The sequence below is a fragment of the Psychrobacter sp. FME13 genome (assembly GCF_014861395.1).
Lineage (GTDB): Bacteria > Pseudomonadota > Gammaproteobacteria > Pseudomonadales > Moraxellaceae > Psychrobacter.
Map to the genome: position 1 here is coordinate 1 of NZ_RRYV01000171.1, position 6535 is coordinate 6535.

At 38.6% G+C, this 6535-nt stretch carries 6 protein-coding genes; 1 reads left to right on the top strand and 5 read right to left on the bottom strand.

Features of this window, described 5'->3' with window-relative positions; genetic code table 11:
- Positions 1-506 (top strand): IS3 family transposase (locus EI164_RS13945; protein WP_192520533.1); only part of this gene is annotated, 506 nt, incomplete at its 5' end.
- A 119-nt stretch (positions 507-625) separates the two neighbouring features.
- Here EI164_RS13945 and EI164_RS13950 read toward each other — a convergent pair.
- The 5 genes from EI164_RS13950 to EI164_RS17515 all read right to left on the bottom strand — a co-directional run bounded on the left by EI164_RS13950 (position 626) and on the right by EI164_RS17515 (position 6463).
- Positions 626-1165, bottom strand: a complete 540-nt coding sequence (locus tag EI164_RS13950; RefSeq protein ID WP_225739311.1) for a transposase — start codon at positions 1163-1165, stop codon at positions 626-628.
- 81 nt (positions 1166-1246) lie between these two features.
- The gene (locus EI164_RS13955) at positions 1247-4147 is read right to left on the bottom strand and encodes a DUF3427 domain-containing protein (RefSeq protein ID WP_192520534.1); all 2901 of its coding nucleotides are present in this window, start codon (positions 4145-4147) and stop codon (positions 1247-1249) included.
- Positions 4147-4542 carry a (deoxy)nucleoside triphosphate pyrophosphohydrolase gene (locus EI164_RS13960; RefSeq protein ID WP_192520535.1) on the bottom strand — a complete coding sequence of 132 codons (396 nt, stop codon included), beginning with the start codon at positions 4540-4542 and terminating at the stop codon, positions 4147-4149. The genes EI164_RS13955 and EI164_RS13960 overlap by 1 nt, the downstream gene beginning before the upstream one ends.
- Before the next feature lie 32 nt (positions 4543-4574).
- Positions 4575-5630 carry an HNH endonuclease gene (locus EI164_RS13965; protein ID WP_225739312.1) on the bottom strand — a complete coding sequence of 352 codons (1056 nt, stop codon included), beginning with the start codon at positions 5628-5630 and terminating at the stop codon, positions 4575-4577.
- Between the two features lie 653 nt (positions 5631-6283).
- On the bottom strand, positions 6284-6463 hold the full coding sequence (locus EI164_RS17515; protein ID WP_413038466.1) for a hypothetical protein: 180 nt from the start codon (positions 6461-6463) through the stop codon (positions 6284-6286).
- Positions 6464-6535: the final 72 nt, after the last annotated feature.

Below are 6535 nucleotides of genomic sequence, written 5' to 3' on the forward strand. Positions count from 1 at the left end.
TATGGGTAGCTGACTTCACCTATATAAAAACAACTAGCGGCTGGGTATATACCGCTTTTATTATTGACGTGTTTGCCCGTAGCATTGTCGGTTGGAAAGTATCTAATCGCATGAACACGGATATGGTTATGGCTGCGCTAAATCAGGCGATAGCAGACAGGAACAACCCTAAGGATGTCATTCATCACAGTGATCGAGGGGTTCAGTACTTATCCATTCGCTATACTGACAAAATGTGTGACTCTGGTATCATCGCTTCTGTCGGCACGACTGGTGATTCATACGATAATGCGTTGGCTGAAACGGTTAACGGACTTTATAAAACGGAGGTGATTGAATATTTAAAACAGCAGTGGCGGGATGCGTGTGATGTTGAATTAGCAACCCTTGAATGGGTCGATTGGTTTAACAAAACTCGCATTCATAGTACGATTGGCTATGTGTCGCCTTTTGAGTTTGAAAAGCGGTATTATGATAATTTAATCCTGTCAGGCATTGCTGCCTGATTCAAGTAAATCAGCCTCCGATAAAGTCGGGGCGGTTCATATTAAACCTTGATAAGCATATCCCTTAAACTTCCTAGTAAGACCAATTAATAAATTAATAGGCCACTCAAAGTAGACTGCTATAATGGAATGTCTTGGCGCACCTTAACGACGATGCAGTCCAAATAGACGATAGGATAAACACTGCTCAGCGGCCGGTTCTGCCAAGCGGTAATGTCCTCTAATATGTTATCGGTGACTCTTGAGACAAGAGAGCTTGAGATGTCGACATCGTAGAGTTCTTTAATGCTCTCTACAATCTCGGTGGTGGTTTGACCCTTGGCGTAAAGGAATACGATCTTGTCATCAAGGCCACTAATACGACTTTGATGCTTGCGCACCAGTGTAGGTTCAAAGTCACCATGACGGTCTCTTGGGGTGGAGATATCAAGATCGCCTGTGTCGCTACGGACGGTTTTTTTAGTGTGCCCATTGCGCTTATTAGGCTTGTCTGCTTTCTCATGCTTGGGGTAGCCGAGATGGTCTTCCATCTCAGCTTCAAGGGCAGTGTCGATAAAGGATTGCATGAGCTGCTTTTGAAAGTCTTTGATGTCATCGAAGCTTTTCATGCTACTGGCCATTTGCTCGGCCAGTTTCTTGATGTCAGATTGGTTAGTCATTGCTTATTCTCCGGTTAGTGGATTATAAGCAGTTACACACTTTTTAGGAAAGGCTCATTTCAAGCGATAAAGCTTACTTTTCTACTCATCAATTAAGTACTTATAGATATCACTTCGAACCTCTGTATGCATATCGAACTCGACTTTCACCACAGAAACGCCAGAGATAGTGGTTTGTTCAAAGCTTTCAGCTCTTGGTGACATGTCGCCCATATAATAAAAGTCATTTCCTTCATCGTTGTGTTTCTTAATAAATAAAGGAATACGAAATCCACTATGATGCGCTTTGAATAACTGTACTTCTGGACTGTTTAACGTTCGTCTCGATTTAAACATCCAACTAAATACAGACTCATTAATGAAGTCATCTTCATATTTTATAGTGTCAGCGATGTCCTCAGATTTATGATAGTTCACAAAGATAGGGCAATTGGTTTTATCTTGGCTAACCATATAACCACCAACATTCTGAGCGAGAGGATTAACCGACTTGTTTAAAATCCTAAAAACATCTTTACGTGAATACTTGCGATATAACTGAAATCCATTAACAAAGTCAGAAAGTTTGAACTGCTCACTGAATTGATAAATAGCATAATCTGTATTATCTATTAGAAACTGTACGAATGTGGCGTTGGCTAAATAGACTAAGAAGTCAGGATGCCAATAGAACGTACTCTCTCTTAATTGAACCACATTAAAACCATAAATTTCACCTACAGGCTTTAATTCTTTTTCATGTTTTTCGGTCACAAAACCTAAGTTGAGGTTGTTAATCACTGACGATACGACATCAGAGTTCATCTTATAACCGTATCGCTCTTTTATAGTCAATGCCAAAGCATCAACCGTAATCACTTCGTCTGCAAGAAGAGCACGTAACACCAAACTTTCTTCAATACGCTTACTGTTATTAATATCTTTTGAGAAGGTACTAATTAGTTTTAGCTCGTTATCATTAAGAGCCGGTAAGGCATCTTTTTCTTGCTGTTTGGCAAAATGATAAAAGGATTTGGCATACTCCACATATGAAAAAGGGTCCCGGGAACCATGACGAATAAAGTCCATCATCATAGGTGCGTAACCTAACTTATATTTAAGTAAGTTATAGTCTTTCAATAGATCTTTTTTGGTTTGCAGATTCGCAGTATCAATCGCTTGATAGATACGCTCTTTTGCAACTCTGTCAAAACTTATTGTGGACGAGCCTGGAATGAAACAATTTTCTCTAGCTAGTAAGCGACGCAGTGTATCCTTATTGTAGGATTCATCACCGTATAAAGCGATAGGTACCATGAAGTTGTTTTTGTAGTTACCAATGAAGTCTATAACGGTAAGATAGTCTTTATCTTGTGCTTTTCTTAGACCTCGACCTAGCTGCTGAACAAAGATGATTGCCGACTCTGTTGGACGCAGCATTACGATCTGATTGATACAGGGAATGTCGATTCCTTCATTAAAAATACCAACAGAAAAAATATAATCAAGCTTATCTACTGGATTACAGGATTCTAAACGTTCTATTGCAAAATCACGCTGTTCTTCTGAGTTCTCCCCAGTCAATGCAATGGATGGTAAACCATGCCTATTAAAGATCTCAGCCAAGGCCTTACACTCTTGGATATTAGAACAGAACACAAGGCCACGAACATCACCATTGTCACAGCCATAGCGATCAATATAGTGAAGAATGTGCTCAACACGATCTTCTCTGATAAGCAGATTGAGCATTGAAGTGTCATCTATAGATTCGCCATCAATACTCAGATCTGTCACACCGTAGTAATGGAATGGTGCCAAGATATCCATTTCCAGAGCTTTCTGTAAGCGAATTTCATAGGCAATATTATGATCAAAAATCTCAAATACATCGCTATCATCGGTCCGCTCTGGAGTTGCCGTCATGCCTAGAAGAAACTTAGGGGTAAAGTGATCCAATATTTTTTGATACGATGAGGCGCTAGCACGATGAGTTTCATCAATAACAATATAATCAAATGCATCAGGAGAAAATCTTGCCAGATGATTTTCTCTGGAGAGAGTCTGTATGGTTGAGAATATATAATCACTCTCAGAGTCCGTTGATTGACCGCTATACAAACCAAATGTTTTGTCGTTTTTAAAAATGGATTGATAGGTCTGTAAAGCTTTCTTAGCTATGTTTGCGCGATGAACGATAAATAGTAAGCGTTTAGGGTTTACATTTAGTGCGTCAAAAGTAGATAGGTATGTCTTCCCGGTCCCAGTAGCAGAAATTAATAATGCTTTATTCTTACCTTCTGCACGCAACGTTATCAGGTTTCCCAGAGCTTCTTGCTGCATCTTATTCGGTTCAATAGATTTTTCAGACTCATGACTACACTCTTCTTTTATTTGCTGAGAGAGTGCCTTGGCTTGCTGGTATAGTAGTTCGTAACGCTCAATAAATTCGGATGTTACAGGCAATGCAGAGTCAAACTCCTGCGTGAATTCACGTATAGCTTGTTGAGAAAGAGAACCAGAGTTACTAGAGCTTACCTTCAAATTCCATTCTTTATTTGATGTCAAAGCGTTTGCTGTTAGATTGCTGCTGCCAATAATTAAATGATGGATATCGGATGAGCTAAATAGATATCCTTTCGCATGGAAGTTAGAGTCTGTTGCAATTCGCACATCTAAGTTTTTAAACTTCAGTAGTTCACGCAATGCTTCTGGTTGGGTGAAATTGAGGTACTGCGAAACAAGTATACGTCCAGGAATCTCTTTTCTTTCGAGTTCCATCAACTGTTGCTTTAGACAAGCGATACCACTGGTGGTGACAAATGCAACAGAGAACCAGAACTTATCGCAGAACTGCAAATGCGAGTTAATTGAAGTTAAAACCTTTCTACCTTGACCATCATTAACTAGTAACTCTGGTTTAAAAGTATGCTTCGAAGCTCGCGTATGATCTATAAAGCCAGAGATCAGCGCATTTTGTAGCTCTTGAATTTTATCGCTCATTACATAGTAGCCTTTAGCTGCTCTACAATTGGAATATCAGCAGCAGCCCAATCCAGCGAATCAAGCTCGTTCACACCTAACCAAAGTACTTGTAAGTGTTCATTCAATAACAAAGCACGGCTTTGCGTATAACAAATGAAACTGTGCATAATAATTTTGAAGTCTGGATACACATGTTCAACTGTTAGTAATAAACGGTCAACGCTAATCGACATATTAAGCTCTTCCCTTATCTCACGAGCTAATGCTTGTTCTAGCGTTTCATCACTTTCCAACTTACCTCCTGGGAACTCAAATTTCTCAGAAAGATAACCCAGCTTATTTTTGCCACGTTGAGCGCACAGTATTTCCCCATCATTAACAACAATGGCGGCAACAACTTCTATAGTTTTCATTTTAGTCCAGTAGATAATAATAAGTTTACTTATCAGCCCCTAAGCCTAGGCAGTAAACTAGGGTTAATAGTTCGTAGTTTTATACTTGGTTCTGGTGACCAGACTAGATCCTCATGTTCCACTGCTATTTGATAAGCCCACTGACTGATTGTTTCAGAGCGAAGTTGATTGGTCGTAAAACCTATAATTTTTGCTTCCTGCTCAATCGTATGGCCATGTTGTTGATTGCGTTCTAGCCACTTTTCATAAAACAGCTCTTCAGCCAGATAATCACGCTTACTATTATTGCAGCTATGCTCCGTAAGTACGAAATTATGAGTCGTATCAATTGGATATTTCGACCAAGGAATAAAGTGATCAACTTCGATATTGTTTCTCAAGGGTTTATGACAATAGAAGCACTGTCCCTGCTGAGTATCAATCAGGATAGGTATTAACAATTTTAGACTTTGGCGCGATTGATTAAACAAGAACTGCTGCAAATCAATATCATCACTAAAATGTATTTGGTTACGACTGTTCTTACGTACGAACTCTGTCCAGTATTGCTGGCATAGCTTATTAATTATTTTACTAAAGCGTGTAAAACAGTATGCAATACTAGGCTTTAAAGTTATTACCTTTGATTTTGAGTCATAAACATATAAGAACTCACGACTAACTTTGTCCTCCGCACTTTGCAGATATCTTGCGGGGTACTTTTTGATAGTCGAGGAAATACCTTTGATAGTGGATTGCCATAGTTTGATATTTTGTGTGTAAGCTATAGTTAGGCTGGTTGTCTTAGTTTTATGCTGCAAATCTAGAATGCTATTAATAACACTAGCCTGCCCTGTTGTACTGCTTTGTCTGAGTACAGAATCACTACTTTGATCTGAGTATGGTAATGCTTGTGTCCAGTAAAGCTGTATAAACTGCTCTGCTAACTGCTCATAAGAAATACTGTGTGCACTGTCATCATTAATTCCAGACTCTATAGACAGATTAACCATTGCCATCAATAAGGCAAATTTATAGGTCGAGGTATATGAGCTAGATTCAAGCAGCCACTGAATACGTCTTAAAAAGTTAAGCTGGAATTCTGCCATGGGCACTATAACAATCCTTTAAAAATACAGTAGCTCATCCTAATAAAATTAGCACTGATGCTATCAAAAATATCTATATCAAGTTAGTAGAGCATCATCAAATACGAGTTCTTGAGACTGTCTGTACTAAATTATTCTTCTTATATACAACAGCACTTACAGTAATATTTAATTAGCGCAGTTGTTATAGTGTCTGATTTACACGCAGGATGTCAGTAGTTCGAAACCCGTCATCACCCACCATTATTTTAGTAAATAATCAGTATCAGTCCACTACTTGGTTAGACTACTAGCCTGTCACGCCGGGGGTCGCGGGTTCGAGTCCCGTCCGCTGCGCCATATTTAAAACGAATTTAGACTGTTAAGTTTAAGCAAGTTTCGCCTCAAGCATTAGATTGTTTGAGGTTTTTTGTACAAGCTAAAAAATTTTGCATTTAGATCAATTGAATATTCAAATTAAGAAAGAAGGCATCAATAGACAAGATAATAGCTCCTTCACGTAAAATCACTCTGTCTGACCAATATTAGAATATTAATATTGATCAGACAGAGTGATTTTACTAATGTCCAACAGACTCTAGCAACCTAGTTAGTAGGTATGCTCTAAGCTTTGTCTACCAAATATAAACTATATTAAAGATATAACTCCAACGCTAGTCAATAAAGCTCTGAAAGTATTCCCGAAGATTTTCATCGTAACAGTAAATATAAGTTCCCTTTATTCCTCTATACATAATAGTTTTATAGATATTGATAATATAATCATGTAGTTGGTCATCCGTAATCCCTACTCTACCATTTCTATCGTAATAATTACCTTTAACGACTTCGATTTCTTGAAGTTCTTTATTAGGACTTACGCAACAATCAGTCTAGGCGAGCGTAACTGCTCGCAGAGATAGTCA

What these genes read in the sequence shown, in the direction of transcription:
- EI164_RS13950 (WP_225739311.1), bottom strand. Translation starts at nt 1,165, where the DNA reads ATGACTAACCAATCTGACATCAAGAAACTGGCCGAGCAAATGGCCAGT.
- EI164_RS13955 (WP_192520534.1), bottom strand. Translation starts at nt 4,147, where the DNA reads ATGAGCGATAAAATTCAAGAGCTACAAAATGCGCTGATCTCTGGCTTT.
- EI164_RS13960 (WP_192520535.1), bottom strand. Translation starts at nt 4,542, where the DNA reads ATGAAAACTATAGAAGTTGTTGCCGCCATTGTTGTTAATGATGGGGAA.
- EI164_RS13965 (WP_225739312.1), bottom strand. Translation starts at nt 5,630, where the DNA reads ATGGCAGAATTCCAGCTTAACTTTTTAAGACGTATTCAGTGGCTGCTT.